This is a genomic window from Actinoplanes sp. NPDC004185 (assembly GCF_053603475.1).
Map to the genome: position 1 here is coordinate 138,420 of NZ_JBSGFR010000007.1, position 21,284 is coordinate 159,703.

Genomic DNA, 21,284 nt, shown 5'->3' on the forward strand with positions numbered 1-21,284 from the left:
AACGCTACCGCACGGTTCCCGGAGATCACCAGCGCTGCTTCGGCCCGGGAATCAATTCGCCCGTGACAGACCCGGAGCCCGCTTACCCGTCAGTCGGCGAGGGCACCATCTCGCAGGGTGAGCACCCGGTCGGCGCGGTCCATCAAGCTCGTGTCGTGAGTGGCGACCAGCACCGTCATCCCGTGCGCGTCGACCACCGCGCGGAGCAGGTCCATGATCGAGCGTCCGGTGTCCGAGTCCAGCTGCCCGGTGGGTTCGTCGGCGACCAGCAGCAGCGGCTCGTTGGCCAGGGCCCGGGCCACGGCCACCCGCTGCTGCTGACCGCCCGACAGCTCGTACGGTCGTTGCTCCGCATGCGCGCCCAGGCCGACCAGCTCGAGCAGCATGGCGACCCGCTGGTCGCGCTCGGCGGCCGGGCGCCGGGCCAGGCGCAGCGGCACGCCGACGTTCTCGGCCGCGGACAGGATCGGGATGAGCCCGAAGGACTGGAAGATGAAACCGATCGTGGTCCGGCGCAGCTCCAGCAGGTCCCGCTCGGTGGCCCCGCCGACGTCGCGGCCGGCCACCTCGATCCGGCCGGTGGTGGGCCGGTCCAGTCCGCCGATCAGGTTCAGCAGCGTCGACTTGCCGGCCCCGGACCGGCCGCGGACGGCGACGAGTTCGCCGCGGGCCACCGTGAACGACACCCCGCGGACGGCGTGCACCACGCCGTCGCCGGCCGGGAAGTCCCGGCCCAGGTCGCTGACCCGGACCACCGTGTCGGACATCAGGGCTCCTCGCCGGGCCGGACGGCCACGTGGTCGGGTTCCAGGGTCAGCCGTACCCGGTCGCGCAGGGTCAGCGCCTCGACGAACGCGGCCGGCAGCTGGAGGCGGCCGTTGCGGTCGAGGACCGCGTACTCCTCGCTGACCAGTTCCTCCACCCCGTCGGTGCCGCGGCGGGCCGAGCGGCGTACCTCCGCGGCGGTGCGCCCGTCGCGGATCGCGACCGCCCGGCGCACCTCGCCGGCGACGTTGCGGTCGTGGGTCACCACCACCACGGTCACGCCCAGCTCGGCGTTCACCGTGCGCAGCGCGCCGAAGACCTCCACCGCGGTGGCCTCGTCCAGTTCGCCGGTCGGCTCGTCGGCGAACAGCACCTCGGGGTCGTTGGCCAGGGCCACCGCGACCGCGCAGCGCTGCTGTTCGCCGCCGCTGAGGCGGGCGGGCCGGCGGTCCGCGTGGTCGGCCAGGCCGACCAGTTCGAGCAGTTCGTCGGCCCGGGCCCGGGCGGCCTTGCGGCTGCCGCGGGCCAGCCGCACCGGCAGCTCGACGTTCTCCCGGGCATCCAGGTACGGCAGCAGGTTCCGCGCGGTCTGCTGCCACACGAAACCGACCGTCCGCCGCCGGTACGCGAGCCGGCTCTTCGCCGACATGCTGAGCAGGTCGTAGCCGGCGACCCGGGCGACGCCGGCGGTGGGCACGTCCAGCCCGGACAGGATGTTGAGGACGGTCGACTTGCCGGAGCCGGACGCACCGACGATGGCCAGCAGTTCCCCGCGGTCGACGACGAGGTCCAGGCCCTGCAGGGCGACGACCTCGACGCCGTCGGTCTTGTAGATGCGTACCAGGCCGTCGCACACGATGTGGCCGGCCAGCCGGTCGGCGCCACCCGCGCGGTCGGCCGCCCGTTGTGCCGCGCGGCGTTCCAGGGCGGCGAGATCCTCGGTCATCCGTACTCCCCTCCGAGCCGCAGCGCCTCGCCCAGGCGCATCCGGCGGTTCGCGGCGCTCTCCACCAGCAGCGCCGCGGCGACGGCGAGCATCACCACGGCGAGCACGGCGGCGACGAGCGCCGGGTCGATGCGGTCGCGGGGCGGTACCCCCGCGGTGAATCCCGACAGTCCCAGGGCAGGACCGAGCAGCCGGGGCAGGGCGACGCCGACCAGGCCGCCGGCGAGCAGGGCGACGGTCAGCAGCGGTACGAGCTCGTACAGCAGCAGCCGGCGTCCCTGACCGGTGGACAGTCCCAGGGTCCGCAGCCGCGACAGCGTGGTGCCGCGGACCGGCGCCCCGGCGAGCACGGCGAAGGCGACGGCCAGCAGGGCCAGCAGGACGGCGCTGACGGCACCGGCGGTGAAGGTGAAGCTGAGCACCCGGTTGACGCCGCTGTCCTCCAGGGACGCCCGCTGGGCGCGCCATGTCGTGACGGTCGTCGGGGGCAGGGCGAAGTCGGCCGGCGCGCGGCCGAGGCCGCTGGTCAGGTACGCGAGCTGCCCGGCGTCCCCGGCCCGGCGCAACTCCTGTGGATCGGCTCCGGGGCCGGCGACGATGAACCGGTTGAACTGCACGGGCTGGGTCCCGGTGGGCAACGCCTGGGCCGGCAGGACCACGAACCGCTGGGCACCCACGCCCAGCCCCGCCACCTCGTCGGCCACCGCGGCGACCCGGAACCGGTACGGCGTGCCCCGGACGACCGCCGTGCCCTCCCCGCCGACCCGGATGGCGAGGTCGGGCGAGACCAGCGCGGGCACGGGGTCACCGCCGCGGACCGCCCGGGTCAGCGCGGACGGCAGCTGCAGGCTGTTGCCGCTGTCGCGCAGTACCCGCTCGGCGGCCGGGCCGTCGACGAGCAGCACCCGCGCCTGGCCGCCGCCCGCGCCGGTCCGCAGCGGCACCCCGTTGCCGACCCACATCGGCGCCACCGACGTCACCCCGGCCACGGCGGACAGGGTCCGCGCGGTGTCCGTCCCGAAGCCCGCGCCGGTGATCAGCGCGTCCCCGGCCACCTCCTGGTCGGTCGCGCGGTCGCGGGCGTCGGCGATCGAGCCGGCCACCGTGCCGGTGAAGACGCCGGTGGCCACGGCCACGACGAGCACTGCCAGCGGCGCGGTGTGCACCGGCGAGCCACGGCCGGCCCCGGCCAGCCCGAGGAAGGGCACGGCACCGCGGGCCCGCGCGGTCAGGCGCCCGGCCAGCCGCAGCGGCCACGGCAGGAGCCGCAGGACGATCAGGGCCACCCCGACCGCGAGCAGGACCGGCACCACGACCAGGTACGGGTCCACGCCGTCGGACGCGGCCAGTCCGCGCCGGCGCACCAGCAGCACGCCGAGCGCGGCGAGCAGCACGACGAAGGCCTCGGCCACGAGTCGCCGTGCCGACGGGCGCGACCGGGTGAGGTCCTGGCGCCGGCCGGCGAAGGTGGGATGTCGCTGCGTCACCGTGGCCAGCACCGGCGCGGTCAACGTGGCCACGGCCGTCACCGCGAGCAGCGGCACCCAGCCGTACGCGGGGGCCCGTCCGGGCAGCAGGGCACCGGCGAGCACGCCCACGAGCACCGAGGCCGGTACGACGAGCAGGATCTCGCCCAGCAGCCGGCCACCGATGGTCGCGGCGGCGCCACCGCGCGCCCGGATCAGGGCGAACTCAGCGCGGCGCCGCTCCACGACCAGGCCGGCGGCGAGCGCGATCAGGCCGAGCAGAGTCGCCAGGACACCCGCCTGCACGACGGCCAGCAGCGCGGCGACGGCGCTCTGCTCGTTCGTGAAGCGGCTCAAGGAGGCCTCCAGGCCACTGGTGAGCACGGTGAGCGGCGGCGGGTTGCGCCGGGCGGCGGCCACGGCCGCGGCCACGGCGGGCACGTCCGGGGCCGACAGGCGGTCCTCGGCGAGCCGGTAGCGCCACTCGTGCACCGCGTCTCCGGTGCGTTCGGCGGCGAACCGCAGGCCGGCATCGTCGGTGAGCAGGCCCGCCTGCACGGTGACACCGTCGTCCGGGTTGGGGCAGGCCGTCTGGGTGAGCGGCATGTCGGCCCAGATCGGCGCCGCCGGGTCGTTCTGCTCGAAGATGCCGACAACCTGCACGGGCACCTGGCCGTACGAGCCGGTCAGGGTGAAGGCCGAGCCGACCCGCAGCTTCATGGCCGTGGCGGCCGGGCGGGCCACCGTCGCCTCGACGGTGCCGCCCGAGGCCGGCGGGCGGCCCTCGACCAGCCGGATCGCCTGATCGGTGCCGGTCAGCGTGCGCACCGACAGGCTGGGCGTGCAGTTGCCGAGGAACGGCGCGACATCGCCACTGGTCCGCACGCCGGCCGGGCCGACCCGCGCGGTGTACCACTGATCGCTGATCAGCCCCGGCAGTGGCGCGCTGAGCTGCCGGCGGTAGGTGTCGAGCCGTTCCGGGCCGTCGCGGACGACATCGGCGGTGGGGTCCAGCGGGAAGCGCACGCTCACGCTGCCGAAGGTCAGGTCGCGGGCGGTGTGCGGCAACCGGGCGATGTCCGCGCGCAGGCCCGCGTCCGTGTTGCCGTTGGCCAGTTTCGGCACGCCGCTCACCAGCAGGGCGGCGACCAGGGCGAGAGCCGCGAGCAGGGCCAGTCCACCGGCGAACGCGCGGGCACGGTGCAGCAGGGCGGTCATTGGTCCTGCCCCCAGGTGGGCGGGGCCGCGGCGAGTCGGCGGTGCATGCGGACCGCGGCCAGCGCGGTCAGGGCGAGGGCGAGCACGACGAGGACCACGCCCGTACCGGCGGCGCGCAGCCACTCGATGTCCGGCAACGGCACGGGGACGGGCCGGGCCGCGGCGGGTGTGAGGACCAGCAGCGGGGCCACCGCGATGGCGACGAGCACCCCGGTGAGCAGTCCGGCCAGCGCGCCGATGCCGGCCAGGAAGGCCTGCTCGACGAGCAGCGACCGGGTCAGCAGCCGCGGACCCGCGCCGAGGGCGTGCAGCACCGCGAGTTCACCCGCGCGCCGCCGGGTGGTGGCCTGCACATCCACCGCGACCCCGACCGCGGCGAGCAGGACGGCGGCCAGGGCCGCTCCGAACAGTGCCGCGCGGGCCCCGGCACCGAACGGGTCGCTGCTCGCGGCGGCCAGGGCCCGCCGGTCGACGACCTGGATGCCGTCCAGCCGGGCCGCGGCACCCGCGGCGGCGGCGTACGCGTCCGGGCGCGTGGCCAGCCACCATTCCTGGGTCGCCGAGACCACGCCGCGCCGGCCGAGCAGCTGGGCGTTGAGCGTCGGGAGGTCGGCCAGCATCGCCGGGCCACCGGCCGTGCCGGGCACCGCCTCGATCGTGTCCGCGATCCTCACGTCCACCTGAACTCCGGCGACGTTCAGGGTGGTGGTCTGCCCGGTCCGCAGCCGCAGTTCGGCCAGCGCGGCCGGGGTGACCGCGATCGGCACCGGCGTGGTGGCGACGGCCGGCACGACCGCGAAGTCCACCCGGCCCGACCGGGGCACCTGGTAGGCCGCGGTCAGGGTGTCCGGCCGGGGGTGGGCGGCCGGTGACGTGAACTCCCGGTCCGCCATCTGCCATTTCGGCGCGGACAACGGGACGTCGAGATTGTCGAGCCGCCAGTCCACCGTGGACCCGGGTGCCGCGGTGGGTGCCTCGATGAGGAACCCGGCCAGCCGCCACGAGCCGTCCGCCGGGGGCTTCAGGGTGAACCGGCCGGCAGCGTCCGGCTCGACCGGCGTGCGCACCTGCCGGCCGCTGGGATCGGCGAACAGGACAGTCGTCCGCACTCCCGGGCCGGCCGTGACCGTGCCGGAGCGGGGCGCCCGGGCGTCGCCCGGAGCGGGCCGGGCAGCGGCCAGCGTCCGCCACAGGCCTTCCGGGTCACCGTCGGCGAGGTCGTCGCGGATGCGCAGCACGCGCGGCCCGGCGGCCGCGTCCACGGCGACGAGGTCGCCGGTGCCGCCGCCGCTGCCGAGGGAGACATTCGTACGCACGCCCGGCAACGCCGTCACCAGCCCCGGCAGCGCGGCGAGCTCGGTGGCCCGGTCGGCCGGCGGGATCCCGGCGTTCTCGACCAGCCGCAGGTCGGCACCGGCGCGCAGGTCGGCCTGATCGGCGGCGGACCGCTCGGACGTGCCGGCCAGGCACCACGAGACCGTGCCCGCGGCGACCGCCAGCGCCACCAGGACCATCGGGCCCGCGTGCGACCGGCGACCGGCCTGCCAGGCACCGAACACCGCCGCGCTGTCGGCCGTCCGCTCGGCGAGCCGGGCCCCGAGGCGCGCCGCCGGGGGCAGCAAGCGCAGTGTGAGCACGGCACCGGCGATCACCCCGAGTGTGGGGGCCGCGGCGAGCAGCGGGTCGATGCCCAGGGCGCCGCCCGAGCCCGCGCCCGACAACGGGGACGCGTACTGGCGCAGCTGCAACCAGCTCAGTACGGCCAGCGCCAGCAGCACCACGTCCAGGCCCGCGCGCAGCACGACGGATCGGGTGCGGGGTCGCGAACGGGCGGCCAGCTCGGCCGCGTACGCGCGCCCCCGCCGCGCCGCCGGACCCGCGACGGCCAGCGCACACCCCACGGCGGCCACCGCCGCCACCAGCCATGTCGAGGCGGCCAGCCGGGGACGCAGGTCCAGCACGGCGGCCAGCGCCGGCACCCGGCTGGCCAGTTCGACCAGGCCGTACGCCAGCACCGGCCCGAACACCGCCGCCGGCAGCACCACCAGCAGCGCCTCGCGCACGGCGAGACCGGCCAGCCAGCCGCGGGACGCACCGCGGGCCCGCAGCAGTGCCGTCTCGCCGCGCCGGTCCTCGGCGAGCACCACGGCCATCAGCAGCAGCGCGTACCCGGCCAGCACGACGATCAGCAAAGCGGGCGTGACCAGCGTGGACCGGCCGACCAGATCGGCCCGGGGCAACCGGGCGGCGAGCTCGGGCAGGCCGGTCTCGGCCGAAGCCGACTCGTCCAGCCCCCGCGAGGGCGGCAGTCCGGTCCCGGCCGCTGTCGCCGCGGCAGCGACCCGCTGCACCTCCTCCAGCGTGGGCGCGTCCAGCCGCGGGGTCACGAGCCACGCGGCGGACGCGGAGGCGGCGAAACGCGCCGCGAAGTCGGCCCGGTCCACCACCAGCGGCCCGTAGGTCGCCGACTGCGGCCGCACGCCGGTCGTGACCTCCGGCATCAGCCGCCAGTACGGATCACCGGCGTCCACCGGCCGCCACACCCCGGCCACCACCACCTCGGTGACCCGCCCGGTGCGCCGGTCGGCCAGCGGGATCCGGTCCCCGGCCGTGCGGCCCATCAGCCGGGCAGCCGGCTCGGCCAGCATGGCCTGGGCCGGCGACGCCCCCGGGGCGGCCCACCGGCCGGCGGTCAGCCGCGCGTGCCCGGCCAGGTCATCGACGTGCAGGACCGACGCGTACGCGACCCCGGACGAGTCGGGCCGGGCCTGCCCGGTCGGCGCGGCGAGCGCCCAGCCGACGCCGTACTCGGCACCGGAGACGGTGACGGGAACGCCACCCAGCCCGGCTCCGAACGAGCGGCGCAGCGTGGCGTCCCGTTCCTGCTGCCGGGCCGGGTCGTCACCCGCCGAGCCGCGGACGAGCACCGAGCGCTCGGCCGGGTCGGCGGCGGCCACGGCGGTGCGTACGCTCGCCTCGGTCACGGCCGCGCTGTAGACGGTGAGAGCGGCCAGCAGCGTCGCCGCGGTCAGCGCCACCCCGGCCGCGGCCAGCAGCAGAGCCGCCGCCCCCCGCGCGCGCCGCAGCATCATGCGCGCGATCTTGCCAGATCAACCAGCTCGGCAGGGGGCACTGTGCCCGCCCGGCGGCTCAGCGTTCGATCAGCCGCATCTGGTCGTCGGTGTGGTGACCGCCCTCCGCCGGTGGCAGCGCGGTGAGGGACGCGATCAGCTCCGCGCTGAGCTCCACCGCGTCCGCGGCTGTGTTCTCCTCCACCCGGCTCACCCGCTTGGTCCCGGGGATGGGAACGACGTCCTCTCCCTGAGCGAGCAGCCACGCCAGTGCCACCTGGGCCGGCGTGCAGTCCACCTGATCGGCGACCGCCTGCACCCGGTCGGCGATGTGCAGGTTGCGCTGGAAGTTCTCCCCGGTGAAGCGCGGGTGGTGCTTGCGGAAGTCGCTGTCGTCCAGCTGCTCCAGGTCCGCCGGCGACCGCAGCGCCCCGGTGAGGAAGCCCCGCCCCAGCGGCGAGTACGCCACCAGCCCGATCCCCAGCTCCCGCAGCACCGGCAGCAGCAGCTCCTGGTCACGCGTCCACAGCGAGTACTCCGACTGCACGGCGGTGACCGGGTGGACGGCGTGCGCCCGCCGGATGGTGCCGGTCCACGCCTCGGACAGCCCGATGTAGCGGATCTTGCCCTGCCGGACCAGGTCGGCGAGGGCGCCCATGGTGTCCTCGATCGGGGTGTCCGGGTCGACGCGGTGCTGGTAGTACAGGTCGATGTGGTCGGTGCCGAGCCGCTGGAGGGAGCCGTCGACCGCGGCGCGGATGCTGTCCGGGCTGCTGTCGGGCCGGCCCGCGGCGCGGCCGGTGTGCGAGATCAGGCCGAACTTGGTGGCCAGCACCACCCGGTCGCGGCGTCCCCGCAGGGCCCGGCCGACCAGTTCCTCGTTGACGTACGGGCCGTAGACCTCGGCGGTGTCGATCAGGGTGACACCCAGGTCGACGGCCCGGTGGATGGTGCGGATCGACTCGGCGTCGTCACTGCCGGCGCCGGTGTAGCCGTGCGACATCCCCATCGCGCCGAGGCCGATCCGGGCGACCTCCAGGTCGCCGAGCTTCGCGGTACGCATGATCGTCCTCCGTGTGGTCGGTGTGCGGTTCAGGCCTCGGGGATGGCGCGGCCGAAGGTCTCGAGGGTGACGTCGGCGGGCTCGGGGCCGCCGCGCTTGCCGGTGTCCAGGGCGTCGATCGCGGCGAGCTGCTCAGCGGTGAGGTCGAAGTCGAACACGTCGAAGTTCTCCGCGATCCGCTGCGGCCTGGTCGACTTCGGGATGACCTGACGGCCCTGCTGCAGGTGCCAGCGCAGCATGACCTGCGCGGGGGTCTTCCCGTACGCCTGGGCGATCGCACCGATGACCGGATCCTGCAGGGTGCTGGTGTGCCCGCTGTCGCGGTAGAACGTGATGCCACCGATCGGCGCCCACGCCTGGGTGAGGATGCCGTGCTGGGCGCCGAACTCCTGCACGTCACGCTGCTGGAAGTAGGGGTGGACCTCGATCTGGTTGACGGCCGGCACGACCGTGGCCCGGTCGAGCAGGGCCTGCAGGTGCTCGACCATGAAGTTGCTGACGCCGATCGCGCGCACCTTCCCGTCGGCCAGCAGCTGCTCCAGCGCGCGGTACGCCTCGAGGGTCCGCCCGAAGTCCGAGGGCAGCGCCTGGTGCAGGATCAGCAGATCGATCCGGTCGACGCCGAGCTTGCCGGCACTCTTGTCGAAGCCGTGCAGCGTCTCGTCGTACCCGTAGTCACTGATCCAGATCTTGGTCTCGAGGAAGACGTCGGCGCCGGACCGGGCGACGGCCTCCCCCACCTGCCGTTCGTTGCCGTAGGCGGCGGCGGTGTCGACGTGCCGGTAGCCGGCCACCAGCGCGGCCTCGACGGCGGCGCGGGTCTCGTCCGGCGGGGTCTGGAAGACGCCGAGGCCGATGGCGGGCAGTTCGACACCGTTGTTCAGCGTCAGGCTGGGGACGGTGGTCATGAAATGTTCCTCTCGGTGGCCGGACAGGAAGTGACGTATCCCGAAAGCCTGCGCTGAAACGGATCCTGCCGGGAGGCCCTGCGTAGAGGGGTAACGCCAGGGACCCCCTCCCGCCGGGCGACGTGCCTAGCCTGGGGTCATGGACAACCGCAGCGAGGTCCGCGCGTTCCTCAGCTCCCGCCGGGCCAAGCTGAGCCCGGAACAGGCCGGCATCCCCGCGTACGGCAGCCGCCGGGTCGCCGGGCTCCGCCGCGGTGAGGTGGCAGCGCTCGCGGGGGTCAGCGTCGAGTACTACACCCGGCTGGAACGCGGCAACCTCGCCGGGGCCTCCGAGAGCGTCCTGGATGCCATCGCCCGCGCGCTGCGGCTCGACGAGACCGAGACTGCGCACCTGCACCATCTGGCACGCGCCGCGGGGCGGCCGGCCGCCCGCCCTCGCCGTGAGAAGGCACCCGAGATCCGGCCGGCGATCCGCCGCGTGCTGGCCGCGATGACCGGCGTACCGGCGTTCCTGCGCAACCACCGCTTCGACATCCTGGCCGCGAACCCGCTGGGCCTGGCCCTCTACGCGCCGATGGTGGCCGCAGGCCCGGGCCTGCCGGTGAACTCGATGCGGTTCACCTTCCTGGACCCGCACGCCCAGGCCTTCTACCCGGATTGGCCGCAGGTGGCACGCTCCGCCGTCGCCGCGCTGCGCACCGCGGCCGCCCGGCACCCGGACGACCAGCAGCTGATGAACCTGATCGGCGAGCTGTCGATGCGCAGCGAACCCTTCCGCACCTGGTGGGCTGCGCAGGATGTGTACGTGCACCGCCACGGCACGAAGCGTTTCCGCCACCCGGCGATCGGCGAGCTGGAGCTGGCGTTCGAGGTGCTCGAGCTGTCCGGCGACGACAACCTGACGGTCCCGACCTACTCCGCCGAGGCCGGCACCCCGTCCGGCGACGGGCTGGAACTGCTCGCCACCTGGGCCGCGACGCAGCGGAGCGCCGTCAGCGGCTGAACTCCGTCAGCGGTGGCAGAGCCTGCCCGGTTCGGGCGACGTGACCGATGCGGGACGTCAGCTTGCGAAGCACGCCGACGCTTCCGATACGTGCGGCGAGCCGCAGGACCCGCACACCGGCCGCGGATCTCGGATAGAAGAGCCCCGGCGTCCCCGGCGGCAACTTCTGCGCGTCCTCGATGAGTGGCCGCATCCAGGCCTCGTAACGAGTGAGCGCGGCGCCGAGGTGGGCGGGCTCGGCCTGGCTGAGAAAAGCCGCCAGCACGTATCCCCCGACCATGGCCAGCGAGGTCCCGCCCCCGCCCAGGGGAGTCACGCACCAGGCCGCGTCACCGGTGACGCAGACCCGCCCCTTCGACCATGAGGTCAGCCTGATCTGGGTGAGGTGATCCACGTACACGTCGTCGGAGGATGCGAACCCGGCGACGACCCGATCGGCCTGCCACCCCGCGTCGTGGAACGTGCGGCGCAGTTCGGCCCGGGACTGGTCGAGCGGCAGGTCGGCGAGGTTCTGCCCGCGGCTGGTGAAGGCCAGGGTCGCGCGCGTAGTGCCCTTGTTGTCGGGCCGCAGGGTGATCTGGCGGCCGCCCCGCGCCGAATACCAGCGCCACCAGCGGTCGTCGTCCGCGGTCCGGGGGATCGTCCCGTAGGCCATGTTCAGCCCGAGCTCGCGCCGGGCGACCGCGGAGCCGAAGACGAGGTCCCGGGTCCGGGACCGGACGCCCTCCGCGATGATCAGCAGGTCGTACCGCGCGACCGCGCCGGACCGTAGCGTCACCTCCCCGTCGCGGACGGTCTCGATCTGATCGCCGTACCGCACCGAGACCCGGTCGGGCAGGTGCTCGAGGATGATCCGGGCGAGATCGCCGCGCAGGATCTCCAGCTCCGCCGTGGGACCGTCCGGGTCCTCGACGGGGAATTTCGCGATGACCCGGCCCTCACCGTCGAGGACGCTGGTGCCTTCCTCGGTAGTGCTCTGACGGCGTACCGCTTCGGTGAGGCCCATCCGGTCCAGGACTTCCCGGGCCGCGCCCCGCACATCGATGTTCTGCCCGCCGTCGCGGAACGTGCTGAACCGCTCGACGACCTCGACGTCCCACCCGGCACGGCCGAGCCAGAAGGCGGTGCTGAGGCCCGCGATGCTGGCCCCCGAGACGAGCGCCCGTGGCGCGGTGACTGTCATGAGACAGTTCTACCGTGTGATTGTTTTACCGTCAAACTGTTTGACGGTGGTATGGTTCCGGCGTGACCGGCACCCAGCGAGACCGCCTGCTCGACGGCCTCCGCGAGCACGGCATGGCCTTCGCCGAGCTCGGCCGCCATTTCGGCGCGCGGATGGGCCTGCACACCACCGACGCGAACGCGATCGTGGAGATCCTCTCGGCGGAGGACCGCAGCGCACCGCTGACCCAGGCCGCCCTGAGCCACCGCATCGGCCTGACCCCCGGCGCGACGTCCTCGCTGCTCAACCGCCTGGAGAAAGCCGGCCACGTGACTCGGGTACGGGACAGCGCCGACCGCCGCATCGTGACCCTGCGCGCGACGGAAGGCGTCGAGGACATGCTGGCGAGCTTCTTCAGCCCCCTCATCGGCCACGTCGACGCGATGATGGCGCGGTACTCGCCCGAGGAGCTGGCCCACGCCGAACGCTTCATCACCGACTTCGTGGCCACGATGAACGGCTACATCAAGGAAGTCGCCCGCCCGGACGACCGGTAGGCCTCACGAACGGCCCGCCATCCTGGTCTACGCCTCATCCGGCCACATTAGACGGCCGCGGCAAGGCGTCGATGCCGAGCACGCGCGCCGTGCGTTCGTAGACCGCCGCTGCCAGCTCGGCGTCGCGGGCCGGTGGCGGCGGAGTGGCGCTCGCCCTCTTGGCGAAGAAGCCACCGTTCGGAGCCGGCGGCGTCGTGGCCGTGGCGAGCAGGACCGGCGTCCGGGCCGCCTTGTCCGGCGTCTGGGCGAGGAGTCCGGCGACCGCGGACACCGCTTTGAGCAGGCCACCGGACTTGGCGTTGAAGCCGGTCCTGATGACGCCGGGGTTGGCGCTGTAGGCCGCCAGGCCGGCCGGAAGCCGATCCGCGAGCGCGACGGTTGCCAGCACGCCGGCGAGCTTGGCGGTGCCGTACACAGCGAGCTGCGAGAACTGGTCACGCCAGGAGACGCCGGTGACGTCCGGGTCGTCGGCGTCGAGGCGCCCGCGGGTCACCAGGTCGCTGGAGATGGTGATGATGCGAGCGTCGGCGGCGAACAGACCGTCGGCCAGCAGCAGGTGGGTGAGCTGGAACGGCGCGAGGTGGTTGAGGGCGTGCGTCCGTTCCACGCCGTCGGCGGTCTCCGCGTACCGGGGAAACGCCGCGCCGGCGTTGTTGATCAGCACGTCGACGTGCTCGACGGATTCCCGGAGTCGTGCCGCGAGCGTGCGAACGTCGTCGCGGTCGGTGAGGTCGGCGTGCAGCGCGTGCACCGTGCGACCGTGGGCATCCGGGGCGAGGGCCTGTCGCACGGCGAGGGCACTGTCCGCGTCGCGCGTGACCGCGATGATGTCGAACTCGGCGGCCAGCAGGTACCGGGCCGTGGCCCGTCCGAGGCCTCCGGCCGCGCCGGTGACAACGGCGGTGCGTGTGGTCATGGCAACACTCCTGGCTCAGGTGAGGATCTGGAGGGCGACGTCAGCCTGATGGCCGTCCCCGGCCGGGCGCACGGCCGGCCAGCTGCCCGGCGAACCCTTGGCCATGCGGATCTCGATGTCGGTGGGGTTGCGGTACGGGCTGCGGCCCCGTCGCACGTACGGCGGCAGCGACTGGACGTGCGCGGCGAAGTCGTCGGAGAAGTACAACTCGGTGCCCAGCAGAGCCTTGCCGCCCAGACTGACCCGTACGTGGATGTGCACTGTCCGCGGCGTGTACCAGCCCGGCACGATGGTCTGGAATGCGACGTACCCGGAATCGTCGGTGACCTGCCGCCCGCGCAGGAACATCGCCGAGTCCGTCGGCCGGAACCGCCGCAGCGCGAGCGAAACCAGCGCCGGGAACTTGTCCGCACCGAAGCGCTGATAGCCGGAGTAGATGCCGTCGGCGTCGCAGTGCCAGATCTCGACCGTCGCGCCGGCGACCGGTGTGAGCGAGCCGACCTCCAGGGCACGGATCCGCAGCAGCAGCGGAACTCCGTCCCGCCCCTCCCGGACGTCACGCCGAAGCGGTGACCCCGGCACGTAGTACGGCCCGTTCCCCTGGTTCGCGGTGGCCTGACCCGGTTCGAGGACAGCCGCGCGCCGAATGGCCGCATCGTTGTCGATGAAGCCGAGCAACGTCGTCAGCACCCGCCGGCGGACCCGGTCCCGCACCGGCTCCCGCTTCCCCGCGATCGCGTCCATGCCGGCTCCTCGGTCGGAAATGCTTGGACTCTCCAAGCATCGGCCATGCTCCCGGTAAAGCTTGGACTAGTCAAGTATTGGAGTGTCCAAGCGTCTGGGTACGCTGGAGCCATGGATGGTGAGTCGTTGACCTACCAGCTGCTCCGGCTGGTGCACGCCATGGACGGCGCGACGAACGCGCGGATCGAGGACGTCCTCGCCGAACTGAAACTCACCCACGCCCTGGCCGACGCCCTGTGGCAGCTGGAGCCGTCGGCCCCGGCGCCGTCGATGCGGCAGATGGCCGCCAAGCTCGGCTGCGACCCGTCCACGGTGACGTTCCTGGCCGACCGGCTGGAGCAGCTCGGCTACGCGGTCCGCGCGCCCGCCCCCGGCGACCGGCGCACCAAAGCGCTGCGCTTGACCGACGCGGGCCGCGCGGCCCGCCGCCGCCTGGTCGAGACAGCGACGACCCGCACCCCGATAGCCCGCCTGACCGAGGCAGAGCAGCGCCGCCTGCACCGCCTGTTAATCAAAGCGATGGCACCGCCCGGGCCGGAATACTCAGCCGGATGACCCTGCTTCGCCCTCGCGCCCTCAAGCCCGGAGACCTGGTCGTCATCGCCGCGCTGTCCGGGCCACTCCAGGCCATCTACGAGCCCCATGTCGACAAGACGGTGGCCATGCTCGAGCGGATGGGCTTCCGCGTACGCCGGGCGCCGCTGCTGCAAGCCGGCCGGCACCGTTGGTGGAGCGCGGCCGCGCCGGCAGAGATCGCGGCGGAATTGAACGCCCTGCTGCGTGATCCTGAAGTGCGCGCGATCATCGCCAATGACGGCGGCCAGACGGCACTCGGCTACCTCGATCTCATCGATGTCGAGGCGATCCGGGCCGACCCCAAGCCGATCCTCGGCTACAGCGACATCTCCCTGCTGCATCTGGTGCTCCACGCCCGTACGGGACTGGTGGGATTCCACGCCGACATGGCCACTCCCGGCTTCGGCGGAAACTGGCAGACCGCCCCGGCGACGCGTCGAGCGGAACTCGAACATCTCTACACGAGACTGCTGACCAGCACCGAGGCGATCGGTCCGTTGCCCGCGAGCGAGACCTGGGAATGCTGGCGGCCCGGGCGCACCGAAGGCCGGCTGATCGGCGGAGTCATCAACCGGATCGTGCTGGCCCAGGCGACGCCCTTCGCCCTGCCGCCCGAGAGCTTCGACGGCGCGGTGCTGTTCTGGGAGGAGATGGGCGGACTGGCCGCATACGTGTGGAGCTATCTGCAGGTGATGCGGCACAGCGGCATCCTCGACCGAATCTCGGGCATGGTCGTCGGCATTCCCCGTGAGATCGACGGCCTGGAGGAACCGACCCTGCGGGAAATAGTTCTCGACGTCCTGGGCGACCGCGACATCCCGGTTCTGGGCAACGTCGAGGTCGGACACGCCGGCCCGAACCTGCCGATGCCGGTCGGCATCCGCGTCGCCCTCGACGCGGAGCAGCGGAAACTGTCCCTCCTCGAACCGGCGGTCCGGGCGGCGACCGAAGTATCCGGCTGACAACGGCGGCAGGTACCGACCACGGCATGCGCATCGACATAACGTTTATTCACGAAACAGTTGCGGTCGACGGAGTTCGAAGGGTGCGTTATCGTTCGAACGTCGTCAATGTCTGAACCCATGACGAGGACATCCATGAAAACGCGAATTGCCTTGGTGACCGCGGGCGCGGCCGGCCTCCTGCTGGTCGCCGGCACGGCCGTTGCGACCGTCGCGCAAGCGGCTGACCTGCCGCCCGGCGCCCCGCCCGGGGTCTGCCCGACCGGCGCCGAGTACGGGCCGCCGCTCGCCTCGCCGACGACCACCGCCTCGCGGCTGATCGGCGGCCGCACATTCCTGGAAGGCCCGACCTGGGTCGCCGACCCCGGCTATCTGTTGATGTCCGACATGCGCGCGGCGACCGGCCCTCAGCGCGTGCAACCGTCGACAATGCTGCGATACACCCCGGGTTCGGCCACCGTCGAAACGGTGATCGCCGAATCGGGCAGCAACGGTCTGGCCGTTTCCCCGGACGGCCAGTCGGTCCTCGCGGCCACTCACGATCAGCGCAGTGTCTCCCGCTATCAGCTCGGCGACCTCTCCCGGCAGGTGGTGGCGGCCAATTTCCAGGGAGCGGCTTTCAACTCCCCGAACGACGTGACGATCCGCTCCGACGGCGTCATCTATTTCACCGACCCCGATTTCCAGCGCGGCCGGCGATCCGACGCGATGAGGGGCCGGACCAACGTCTTCCGCGTCTCCGGCGGCACTGTCTCGCTGGTCGACGACGCCCTGCGGGAACCGAACGGCATCGCCCTGTCCCCCGACGGCAGCACCCTTTATGTCGGCGCCTACGGCGAGAACAAAATCTACAGCTATCCCGTACGGGCAGACGGCAGCACCGGCACCCGGGCCCTGTTCGCGTCGATCGCCGGACCCGACGGCGGAACGATCGACTGCGCCGGCAATGTGTACTGGGCGTCCGGCACCGACGGCCTCGTCCACGTCTTCAGTCCCACCGGCGCCGGGCTCGGCACCATTGCCTCCGCCGCGGGGACGACAAACGTGGCATTCGGTGGCCCGGACCGGCAGACCCTGTTCATCACTTCCGGGCGTACGGGCGATTCCGGGTTGTACAGCGTGCACCTGGGCGTACCCGGTTACCCGTACTGAAAATCTCGTTGTTGAAAGGCCACTCATGACTGCACCGCGCGCATTTTCCGCCCTGGTTGCCGTTCTGATCGGCGTACCGGTGGCGATCGGATCCCCGGTCCGGGCGGCCGCGGCCGACACCCGGCCGCCCACCGCCCCGACCGGCCTCGCGGCCAGTGACCTGAGCTGTTCCTCCGTCACCTTGACGTGGTCGGCGTCCACTGACGAAACCGGGGTCGCGTTCTACGACCTCTACCACGACGGCCAGGCGATCGGCTCGACGACCGCCGAGGTACGCACGATCACGCTCGGGGTGGTCCCCGGGGCCCGCTGGGGCTTCTACGTCAACGCCCGGGACGCCGCCGGCAACGTGTCCCAGGCCAGCAACACCGTGTCGGTCACCCCGCCGTTCTGCTCGTCGGACACCACTGCCCCGACCGTCCCGGCCGGCCTCACCGGCAGTGCCGTCGGCACCGCGGTGACCCTGCGGTGGTCACCCGCGACCGACGACGTCGCGGTCACCGGCTACGACGTGCTCCGCGACGGTGCCAAGGTCGGCAGTCTCACCGGTACGGCGGCCAGCCCACCCGCCACCACCTTCACCGACGTCGGCCTCAAAGCTGACACGACCTACACGTACGCGGTGATCGCCCGCGACGCCCAGGGCAACACGTCGGCCCGCAGCGCCCCGGCCGAGGTCCACACCGGAAGCTCCTGCGCCGCCGTCTGCGCCGCCACCCAGGTGACCACTGAACGCGACCTGCCCTGGGGCCTGGTGCAACTTCCGGACGGAACGGTCCTCTACGGCCAGCGTGACCTGTTCACCATCCAGGCGATGGCCGCGGACGGCACCGGCAAGCACAGCATCGGCAAGGTCCCGGACGCGGCCGGCACCAACGGCGAAGGCGGCGTGCTCGGCCTGGCGGTCTCCCCCAGCTTCACCACCGACCACTGGCTGTACGTCTACCACACCACGGCGACGGACAACCGCATCGTCCGCTTCCAGTACGACGGCACGCTGCGCACCGAGTCCCGCGAGATCCTGGTGACCGGAATCCCCCGCAACAAGTACCACAACGGCGGCCGCCTGCGGTTCGGCCCGGACGGCAAGCTCTACGCGGCGGCCGGCGACGGCCAGGACCCGGACCAGGCCCAGGACCCGGCCAACCTCGGCGGCAAGGTGCTGCGGCTCAACCCGGACGGAAGCGTCCCGGACGACAACCCGTTCCCGGGCAGCTACGTGTGGAGCTACGGCCACCGCAACCCGCAGGGCCTGGCGTTCGACTCCCAGGGACGGCTGTGGGAGCAGGAGTTCGGCAACAACGTGATGGACGAGACCAACCTGATCGTCAAGGGCGGCAACTACGGCTGGCCGGCCTGCGAGGGCACCATCGGCGACGCCTGCGCGAACGAGGACTTCATCGCCCCGGCCCAGACCTACCCGGTGGCAGCAGCGTCGTGCAGCGGCATCGCGATCGTCCGGGATGTCATGTACATCGCCTGCCTGCGCGGCACCCGCCTGTACCGAGCGGTGATCGAGGGTGACCACCTGACCGGGATCCAGCAGTACTACGTCGGCACCTACGGCCGGCTGCGCACGGTCGAGCCGACCAACGACGGCAACCTGTGGCTGACCACCAGCACCGGTGGCGACAAGGACAGCATCCCCCGCAACAGCAACGAGAAGATCTTCAAGATCACCCTGGGCGAGAGCTGACGGAGGTCGCCGGCAGCGCCGGCTGCGCCGCCACCAGACGGGCCAGTCCTTCCGGGTCCTCCCGGTGGGCATCGTGGCCGGCCTCGAGCACCTCGTGGGCGAAGGTGTCCGACGCACGAGCGAGGTCGTTCAGCACAGCCTGCATGGCGTCGCGGCCGGCGCGCCAGGCCGAGGCCGCCGGCTCGTCGAAGAGCAGGGCGAACTCGACTGTCAGCGCCCCGCTCACGACGAGCACCGGGCAGCGGCGGCGGCGATAGACAGCGGGCAGGTCGAGGGCGTCCACCTCACGCATCATCTGCAGCAGGGCGGGCGACATGCCCCGGGACATGTCGTCCAGGTCGGCCCGCAGCCGCCGCAGCGCGTCGGCGGCGAACTCTCCGCTGAGACCGAGCATCTGATCGGTACGGGTCGGATTGCCATGACCGTCCACATTGACGGCGAGCGGGCAGTCCTCGTGGCCGGCGGCCCAGACGGCAGCCACCATGCCGCCGAGTGAATGCCCGACGACCACCGGCGTCCGCAGACCGAGAGCCGTCACCACGGACTCGGCGTCGGCGACGGCGGCTTCCCAGGACCAGTGGCCGGGCCCGCTGGCCCCGTGCCCGCGCAGGTCCATCGCCACCGGCCGATGGCCGTCGCTGCGCAGCACCCGGGCGAACTCGTCCCAGTCGCTGTGGGTACGCCCGCCCCCGTGCATCAGCAGGACGTCGGGCCCGGAGCCGCCGTAGTCGTACACCGCCAGGGGTAGATCACCGACGAAGTGTTCGGACGGATTCAGCACGCGCCGACCCTATCAACGCGTATCCGCCCGATTACCGCATGTCAGACGCCGGCATCGTCCGTAGATCACGACTTGGCGACGTATTGGCATCAGCTCCGCGAGACGACTCAAACGTGGCCTAGGCCGACATTAAGTCTCGCTTAAGAGCGGTGATGGACGTCGATGCGGCGATACCGTCGGGGCCCCTCCTGGCGTCCGCCACCACGGCGCCGATCGAGGCTTGCCCGTCTCACCCCCGGAAGGCTCCGCATCCATGTCCTCTCCCCGCCGCAGACGCCCCCTGCGCCGCGTCGCGCTCATCGCGACCGGTGTCCTGGCGGTCGGGCTCGTCGGTATCCCCTCGGCCCTCGGCAGCGCCTGGCTGCTTCCCTCGGCGTCGTCGCCGGGCGAGCGCACCGTAGCGGTGTCCGAACCCGAACCGCTGACCTCCGTGCCCGCCGACGATCCCGGCGAAGGCCTTGTGCACAAGGGCCTGCGCCCCGGCGGGAAAGGTACGTCCTGCGCGGGTGAGTACGAGGTGATCGGCACCGGCCGGTGCTCGCACGGCCCCGACGAGGCGCCTCCCGGCCTCAGCGTGAAGAAGCGGGTTCAGCCGGTCGCCGCGGTCCGCAAAGAATCGAAACTGCCGTCCCGTACGGCTCCGCTGCTCCAGCCCGACGCGCTCGCCCTGACTCCGGCCGCCGCCCCCACGGCTGCCGGCGCGGCGGCTGCCGCGGGCGATGTGGTCTGCGAGGGCGACGGGCAGAGCGGCAAGCGGGTCCAGGTCCTGTACGTCCGCGCCGCCGCCACCGCGAGCCGCTTCGCCGCGTACGAGGCTTCCTTCCGTACGTGGGCCGCCGGCGTGGACACCATCTACGACGCCAGCGCCCAGGAGACCGGCGGACACCGGCACCTGCGGTACGTGACCACCTCGGACTGCCAGGTGGACGTCCGCGAGGTCGAGGTGCCCGCCGGCCAGCTCGACGACTTCAGCAAGACCATCAGCGCGCTGAAAACTCTCGGCTTCAGCCGCACCGACCGCAAGTACATGATCTTCGCCGAATCGAACGTGTACTGCGGCATCGGCACCTTCGCGGGCGACGACCAGGCGTCGGCACGCAACCGCAGCAACGCCGGCCCGTCGTACGGCCGCAGCGACACCGGCTGCTGGGCGGCGAGCGTGGCGGCTCACGAGCTCGGCCACAACCTCGGCGCCGTCAGCAACAGCGCCCCGAACTCCAGCAAGGCCGGTCACTGCGTCGACGACTACGACGTCATGTGTTACAAGGACGCGCCGGAGACCACGGTGAAGATCGTGTGCACGGACCGGGCCAAGGAGAACCGGCTCGACTGCAACCACGACGACTACTACAGCACCGACCCGCAGCCCGGCAGCTACCTCGCGTCGCACTGGAACGTCGCCAGCAACGAGTTCCTCATCGCCGGCGAGACCGGTGGGGCGCCGGAGCCCACGCCCAGCTCGTCGCCCTCGGCCACGCCGTCGGCCGCTCCGTCCAGCACGCCGAGCGTGCCGGTCCCGTCGCCGTCCGCGAGCCGCACCACACCGCCCACGCCCGGCCCGAGCGCTTCCCAGCCGGCACCGACCACGCCCGCGCCGAGCCCGACCAAGCCCAGCGCGGACCCGGGTCCCGCGCCGGCCAAGCTCACCGTCGCGCAGCTCGCCACCACGTCGGCCCGGCTCAGCTGGCCGTCGGCGGGTTCGGGCAGCAGCTACGGGGTCGTCGTCGACGGCCGTACGCTCGGCACGGTCCGCTCGGCCGCGGTGACGATCACCGGCCTCACGCCGGGACGCACCTACCGCATGAAGATCACCAAGGGGTCGGCCGACTACACCGACGAGGTCGCGGTCTCGACCCCGGCGGCGGCCGTGCCGCCGGCCGGGCAATGGTTCTCGCTGTCCAACGCACTCACCGGTGAGACCGCCGACGTGTACGGGGCCCGCAGCGCCGACCGCACGCCCCTGGTGACCCAGGCCGCGACCGGCGAGGCCAGCCAGTCGTGGCGCCTCGACGGGGGCAAACTGGTGTCGAAGGCGACCGGCAAGTGCGTCAGCCCGCTGGGGCGTGCCGTGGCCGGTGCCGTACTGGTCCAGAAGGACTGCGCGACGGCGGCGACGTGGCAGGTCACCCGTACCGAAGCAGGTTTGACCCTGGCCACCGGCGGCCTCGTGGCCGGCCCGGGCAGCGCCTCCTACGGAGGCCGGCCGCTGCTCGCCCTGCAGAACCCGTCAGGGGTACGCCAACAGGCATGGTCGGCCGACGTCAGGTGACCAGAACGACCGGAACACCGCCGCACCAC

General features: G+C 72.8%; 17 protein-coding genes. 7 read left to right on the forward strand and 10 right to left on the reverse strand.

From position 1 onward, the window contains the following. Nucleotides 1-89 precede the first annotated feature (89 nt). From ACWEOZ_RS09755 to ACWEOZ_RS09780, 6 genes are read right to left on the reverse strand one after another with little or no spacing between them, the layout of a single operon-like run. Nucleotides 90-767 (reverse strand): ABC transporter ATP-binding protein, encoded by a 678-nt coding sequence (locus tag ACWEOZ_RS09755; protein ID WP_451910312.1) that lies wholly within the window; start codon nucleotides 765-767, stop codon nucleotides 90-92. After that, the gene (locus ACWEOZ_RS09760) at nucleotides 767-1,711 is read right to left on the reverse strand and encodes an ABC transporter ATP-binding protein (protein ID WP_451910313.1); all 945 of its coding nucleotides are present in this window, start codon (nucleotides 1,709-1,711) and stop codon (nucleotides 767-769) included. The genes ACWEOZ_RS09755 and ACWEOZ_RS09760 overlap by 1 nt, the downstream gene beginning before the upstream one ends. After that, a complete protein-coding gene (locus ACWEOZ_RS09765) occupies nucleotides 1,708-4,395 on the reverse strand; it encodes an FtsX-like permease family protein (RefSeq protein WP_451910314.1) in 2,688 nt (895 codons plus the stop codon). Before ACWEOZ_RS09765 ends, ACWEOZ_RS09760 begins: the two co-directional genes overlap by 4 nt. Further along, a complete protein-coding gene (locus tag ACWEOZ_RS09770; RefSeq protein WP_451910315.1) occupies nucleotides 4,392-7,487 on the reverse strand; it encodes an FtsX-like permease family protein in 3,096 nt (1,031 codons plus the stop codon). The genes ACWEOZ_RS09765 and ACWEOZ_RS09770 overlap by 4 nt, the downstream gene beginning before the upstream one ends. A 58-nt stretch (nucleotides 7,488-7,545) precedes the next feature. Further along, nucleotides 7,546-8,529, reverse strand: coding sequence for an aldo/keto reductase (locus ACWEOZ_RS09775; protein WP_451910316.1), 984 nt, complete (start codon nucleotides 8,527-8,529; stop codon nucleotides 7,546-7,548). A 29-nt stretch (nucleotides 8,530-8,558) separates the two neighbouring features. Then, on the reverse strand, nucleotides 8,559-9,437 hold the full coding sequence (locus ACWEOZ_RS09780; protein WP_451910317.1) for an aldo/keto reductase: 879 nt from the start codon (nucleotides 9,435-9,437) through the stop codon (nucleotides 8,559-8,561). Between the two features lie 139 nt (nucleotides 9,438-9,576). Here ACWEOZ_RS09780 and ACWEOZ_RS09785 point away from each other — a divergent pair, with 139 nt between their 5' ends. Next, nucleotides 9,577-10,440: a helix-turn-helix transcriptional regulator gene (locus ACWEOZ_RS09785; protein ID WP_451910318.1), complete on the forward strand. Its 864-nt coding sequence runs from the start codon at nucleotides 9,577-9,579 to the stop codon at nucleotides 10,438-10,440. On the opposite strand, the gene ACWEOZ_RS09790 is transcribed toward ACWEOZ_RS09785, so the two are convergent. After that, nucleotides 10,430-11,623: an FAD-dependent monooxygenase gene (locus ACWEOZ_RS09790; protein ID WP_451910319.1), complete on the reverse strand. Its 1,194-nt coding sequence runs from the start codon at nucleotides 11,621-11,623 to the stop codon at nucleotides 10,430-10,432. The genes ACWEOZ_RS09785 and ACWEOZ_RS09790 overlap by 11 nt on opposite strands. A 62-nt stretch (nucleotides 11,624-11,685) precedes the next feature. Here ACWEOZ_RS09790 and ACWEOZ_RS09795 point away from each other — a divergent pair, with 62 nt between their 5' ends. After that, the gene (locus ACWEOZ_RS09795) at nucleotides 11,686-12,159 is read left to right on the forward strand and encodes a MarR family winged helix-turn-helix transcriptional regulator (RefSeq protein WP_451910320.1); all 474 of its coding nucleotides are present in this window, start codon (nucleotides 11,686-11,688) and stop codon (nucleotides 12,157-12,159) included. A gap of 34 nt (nucleotides 12,160-12,193) precedes the next feature. Here ACWEOZ_RS09795 and ACWEOZ_RS09800 read toward each other — a convergent pair whose 3' ends face one another. Both ACWEOZ_RS09800 and ACWEOZ_RS09805 read right to left on the reverse strand, forming a co-directional pair. Beyond that, nucleotides 12,194-13,075 carry an SDR family NAD(P)-dependent oxidoreductase gene (locus ACWEOZ_RS09800; protein WP_451910321.1) on the reverse strand — a complete coding sequence of 294 codons (882 nt, stop codon included), beginning with the start codon at nucleotides 13,073-13,075 and terminating at the stop codon, nucleotides 12,194-12,196. A 15-nt stretch (nucleotides 13,076-13,090) separates the two neighbouring features. Beyond that, entirely contained in the window at nucleotides 13,091-13,819 is a 729-nt protein-coding gene (locus ACWEOZ_RS09805) for a dioxygenase family protein (protein WP_451910322.1), read from the reverse strand. 111 nt (nucleotides 13,820-13,930) lie between these two features. Here ACWEOZ_RS09805 and ACWEOZ_RS09810 point away from each other — a divergent pair, with 111 nt between their 5' ends. Genes ACWEOZ_RS09810 through ACWEOZ_RS09825 form a run of 4 tightly spaced genes read left to right on the forward strand, consistent with a single transcriptional unit; the run spans nucleotide 13,931 to nucleotide 18,205 of the window. Continuing rightward, complete coding sequence (locus ACWEOZ_RS09810; protein WP_451910323.1) at nucleotides 13,931-14,374, forward strand: MarR family winged helix-turn-helix transcriptional regulator; 444 nt, start codon at nucleotides 13,931-13,933, stop codon at nucleotides 14,372-14,374. Continuing rightward, a complete protein-coding gene (locus tag ACWEOZ_RS09815) occupies nucleotides 14,371-15,357 on the forward strand; it encodes a S66 peptidase family protein (RefSeq protein WP_451910324.1) in 987 nt (328 codons plus the stop codon). The genes ACWEOZ_RS09810 and ACWEOZ_RS09815 overlap by 4 nt, the downstream gene beginning before the upstream one ends. A 60-nt stretch (nucleotides 15,358-15,417) precedes the next feature. Then, nucleotides 15,418-16,509, forward strand: coding sequence for an SMP-30/gluconolactonase/LRE family protein (locus ACWEOZ_RS09820; protein ID WP_451910325.1), 1,092 nt, complete (start codon nucleotides 15,418-15,420; stop codon nucleotides 16,507-16,509). A 25-nt stretch (nucleotides 16,510-16,534) separates the two neighbouring features. After that, the gene (locus ACWEOZ_RS09825; protein ID WP_451910326.1) at nucleotides 16,535-18,205 is read left to right on the forward strand and encodes a PQQ-dependent sugar dehydrogenase; all 1,671 of its coding nucleotides are present in this window, start codon (nucleotides 16,535-16,537) and stop codon (nucleotides 18,203-18,205) included. Here ACWEOZ_RS09825 and ACWEOZ_RS09830 read toward each other — a convergent pair. Next, a complete protein-coding gene (locus tag ACWEOZ_RS09830) occupies nucleotides 18,186-18,986 on the reverse strand; it encodes an alpha/beta fold hydrolase (RefSeq protein ID WP_451910327.1) in 801 nt (266 codons plus the stop codon). The genes ACWEOZ_RS09825 and ACWEOZ_RS09830 overlap by 20 nt on opposite strands. Before the next feature lie 253 nt (nucleotides 18,987-19,239). Between ACWEOZ_RS09830 and ACWEOZ_RS09835 the strand changes: the two genes are divergently transcribed. Beyond that, nucleotides 19,240-21,255: a fibronectin type III domain-containing protein gene (locus tag ACWEOZ_RS09835; RefSeq protein ID WP_451910328.1), complete on the forward strand. Its 2,016-nt coding sequence runs from the start codon at nucleotides 19,240-19,242 to the stop codon at nucleotides 21,253-21,255. Nucleotides 21,256-21,284 lie beyond the last annotated feature (29 nt).

What these genes read in the sequence shown, in the direction of transcription:
- ACWEOZ_RS09800 (WP_451910321.1), bottom strand. Translation starts at nt 13,075, where the DNA reads ATGACCACACGCACCGCCGTTGTCACCGGCGCGGCCGGAGGCCTCGGA.
- ACWEOZ_RS09810 (WP_451910323.1), top strand. Translation starts at nt 13,931, where the DNA reads ATGGATGGTGAGTCGTTGACCTACCAGCTGCTCCGGCTGGTGCACGCC.
- ACWEOZ_RS09785 (WP_451910318.1), top strand. Translation starts at nt 9,577, where the DNA reads ATGGACAACCGCAGCGAGGTCCGCGCGTTCCTCAGCTCCCGCCGGGCC.
- ACWEOZ_RS09780 (WP_451910317.1), bottom strand. Translation starts at nt 9,437, where the DNA reads ATGACCACCGTCCCCAGCCTGACGCTGAACAACGGTGTCGAACTGCCC.
- ACWEOZ_RS09765 (WP_451910314.1), bottom strand. Translation starts at nt 4,395, where the DNA reads ATGACCGCCCTGCTGCACCGTGCCCGCGCGTTCGCCGGTGGACTGGCC.
- ACWEOZ_RS09815 (WP_451910324.1), top strand. Translation starts at nt 14,371, where the DNA reads ATGACCCTGCTTCGCCCTCGCGCCCTCAAGCCCGGAGACCTGGTCGTC.
- ACWEOZ_RS09755 (WP_451910312.1), bottom strand. Translation starts at nt 767, where the DNA reads ATGTCCGACACGGTGGTCCGGGTCAGCGACCTGGGCCGGGACTTCCCG.
- ACWEOZ_RS09775 (WP_451910316.1), bottom strand. Translation starts at nt 8,529, where the DNA reads ATGCGTACCGCGAAGCTCGGCGACCTGGAGGTCGCCCGGATCGGCCTC.
- ACWEOZ_RS09790 (WP_451910319.1), bottom strand. Translation starts at nt 11,623, where the DNA reads ATGACAGTCACCGCGCCACGGGCGCTCGTCTCGGGGGCCAGCATCGCG.
- ACWEOZ_RS09825 (WP_451910326.1), top strand. Translation starts at nt 16,535, where the DNA reads ATGACTGCACCGCGCGCATTTTCCGCCCTGGTTGCCGTTCTGATCGGC.
- ACWEOZ_RS09770 (WP_451910315.1), bottom strand. Translation starts at nt 7,487, where the DNA reads ATGATGCTGCGGCGCGCGCGGGGGGCGGCGGCTCTGCTGCTGGCCGCG.
- ACWEOZ_RS09805 (WP_451910322.1), bottom strand. Translation starts at nt 13,819, where the DNA reads ATGGACGCGATCGCGGGGAAGCGGGAGCCGGTGCGGGACCGGGTCCGC.
- ACWEOZ_RS09835 (WP_451910328.1), top strand. Translation starts at nt 19,240, where the DNA reads ATGTCCTCTCCCCGCCGCAGACGCCCCCTGCGCCGCGTCGCGCTCATC.
- ACWEOZ_RS09760 (WP_451910313.1), bottom strand. Translation starts at nt 1,711, where the DNA reads ATGACCGAGGATCTCGCCGCCCTGGAACGCCGCGCGGCACAACGGGCG.